1 protein-coding gene and 1 pseudogene are annotated in these 2,594 nt (G+C 32.8%); both read right to left on the minus strand.

The window, feature by feature from the left end; translation table 11 throughout:
- Nucleotides 1-7 precede the first annotated feature (7 nt).
- Nucleotides 8-2,203, minus strand: coding sequence for a hypothetical protein (locus FJR38_RS07040; RefSeq protein ID WP_168536143.1), 2,196 nt, complete (start codon nt 2,201-2,203; stop codon nt 8-10).
- Nucleotides 2,204-2,278: 75 nt separating this feature from the next.
- Nucleotides 2,279-2,594 (minus strand): annotated as a pseudogene (locus tag FJR38_RS07045) (hypothetical protein); the annotation flags it as partial.

Raw genomic sequence — 2,594 nt, forward strand, 5'->3', positions numbered from 1 at the left:
TACGAGCTTATTTACTATCAATGTACTTTTGCCACATTTGCTGATAAGCATTTTCCATTTCCCGCGCAAACTTCTTACCATTCCAGAGGGGAGATGTTTGTCGTGACTTTTTCAGTTTCCACACTATTTCTTGTCTTAATTTTTCATCTTTACCCAACTTTACACCCCATTCTACATACTCTTCATCAGTCCAAGCTAAACCTTCCGTTACTCCCACATTCATCATCATGGTATAGCTATTACGGGCTGCAAATTGTTCTCCTACCCTCGTAACTATGGGAATACCCATCCATAATGTTTCTAGGGTTGTGGTTGCACCGTTGTAGGGATAGGTATCTAAGACTACATCGGCAATGGCTAAATTAGCGCGATGTTCTTCACCTGTGGGTGCATTAGGAATATACCTTAAGCGTGATAAATCAATTCTTTCCGCTTCCGCAATGGGGTTGATAAAATTTTCTAAATCTTTGTTGTTAGATCGAAAACTTTTGAGGAGAAAATAACTATTAGGAACTTGTTTAATAATTTGCATTTGTAAGCGAATATTATCAGGATTACGTTTGAATCCAGTTTGGGAACTAAAATAAATAATCCCATCTTCAGGAATATCTAAAGATTCTCTGCTAATAGTTGGTATTCCCACAGTAAAACCATCAATGCTAATATAATTTTCTGGCAGTCGCCAAATCTTTTCACTATAATAATCCTGTGCTGATTCTGGTAATACATAATTATCAGCAATAAAATAGTCAACTGTGGAGAAACCAGTGGCATCAAAACCTAACCAACTAACTTGTATGGGTGCAGGTTTTAAGGCTAAAATAGCACAACTGCTATAGGAGGTGATACTGTCTAAATCAACTAAAATATCTATTTCATCTTCGTTAATTTTATCTGCTATTGTCACCATTGAGAGAGATTCTTGATGAAAGCGATCGCCAAATTCTCTTTTATAATCTTCTTGTTTAGGATCATATTTATTTTCCCGCAAAGAATATAAATAAATATCAAATTCCTGGCGATTATGATATTTTAATAACCACCAAGCTAAAAAACCCACAGAATGGGAAAGAAAACATTCTGATAAATATCCTATTCTTAAAGGACGCTCACTCAAAGTGGGACGAGGTAAGTTAAAACGTTGTTGATAAATATTGACATTTTCGGAAAACCTTTTCCTTACCAATTGTTGACATACATCTGCTAACCCATTACGAATTAATCTATTTTCCTTTGGATTATCTTCGAGATATAATAAAAAATTACCCGCAGGTAAAATTTGAATTAAACTTTCAGTTTGAATTTTACTGGTTGCAACATTACACAAATATTGTTTATGTATTTCATAGGCATAAATTGTCTTTTCCCAACTACCACAAACAGCTAATGACGCTTCTAATAAATAATGGCTGGCAATGACTTTATCAGTTGATTCTTGAGAGATTTTTAGATATTTTTCAGACCAATCAATACATTCTTGAAAACAACTTACTCCTATTTGTTGTAGAGGAGTAATAATTCTTCTAATGCAATCTGAACTATGTGAATCTAATCTAAAAGCCAGTTTTCCAAAATAACTTGAAATATAATATTCAGAAGAATCATAATAAAATTCTGCTTTTCTGAGCAACAATTTAATAATTGTTTGTGAAGTAGATAAACAAGGTATAAATATTTCAAAAATTTGGTTAATGAAAGGAAGGGGATTGACTGGATTAATATGAAATAACTTGTCAATCACTAAAACTAATAAATTTTCATCACAAACAGGGGTTTCTGTAAGTTGAGATATAACTTCAATTAAATAATTAATGTTTGTTTCTATATCTAAATGATTTAAATCAATTTCTAACTCAATTGTTTTTAAAATATTAGTAATATCATGAGGCGTAAATTCTCTAATATGTTGACGAATTGCCCAAGCGGTTTGATAGTTAGAATTTGCTTCTTGTTGTTGAGCCTCATTTAACAAAATTTCTGTTAATTGTGGTACCCAGGTTTCTGATTCTTTTTCTCCAAATTCCAAAAATGCGCTCATCCATGTAATCTGGGCTTCTTCTTCTTTTCCCTCTAATAATAAGGCTAATCCTAAATACCAATAATTGGTAATTTCTTTGGGATTTTTTATAATATTTTGTTCATATTCTTGAATGTTTAATAAAGTTTGTGGTACAGAAATTTGATTGTCTAACTGAATGGTCATAATTGAAACCCTGAAAATTTTGGTAAAATTTAATTTTTCCTGTATTTGATAAAAATTTTAGTCCTGACTATGTACCTATTTATTATCAATATATATTTGCCACATTTGCTGATAAGCATTTTCCATTTCCCGCGCAAACTTCTTACCATTCCAGAGGGGAGATGTTTGTCGTGACTTTTTCAGTTTCCACACTATTTCTTGTCTTAATTTTTCATCTTTACCCAACTTTACACCCCATTCTACATACTCTTCATCACTCCAAGCTAAACCTTCAGTTACTCCCACATTCATCATCATTGTATAGCTATTACGGGCTGCAAATTGTTCTCCTACCCTCGTAACTATGGGAATACACATCCATAATGTTTCTAGGGTTGTGGTTGCACCGTTG

The organism is Anabaena sp. UHCC 0253 (genome assembly GCF_009712085.1).
Lineage (GTDB): Bacteria > Cyanobacteriota > Cyanobacteriia > Cyanobacteriales > Nostocaceae > Dolichospermum.

Coding starts and splice junctions, on each gene's coding strand:
- FJR38_RS07040 (WP_168536143.1), bottom strand. CDS start 2,203: ATGACCATTCAGTTAGACAATCAAATTTCTGTACCACAAACTTTATTA.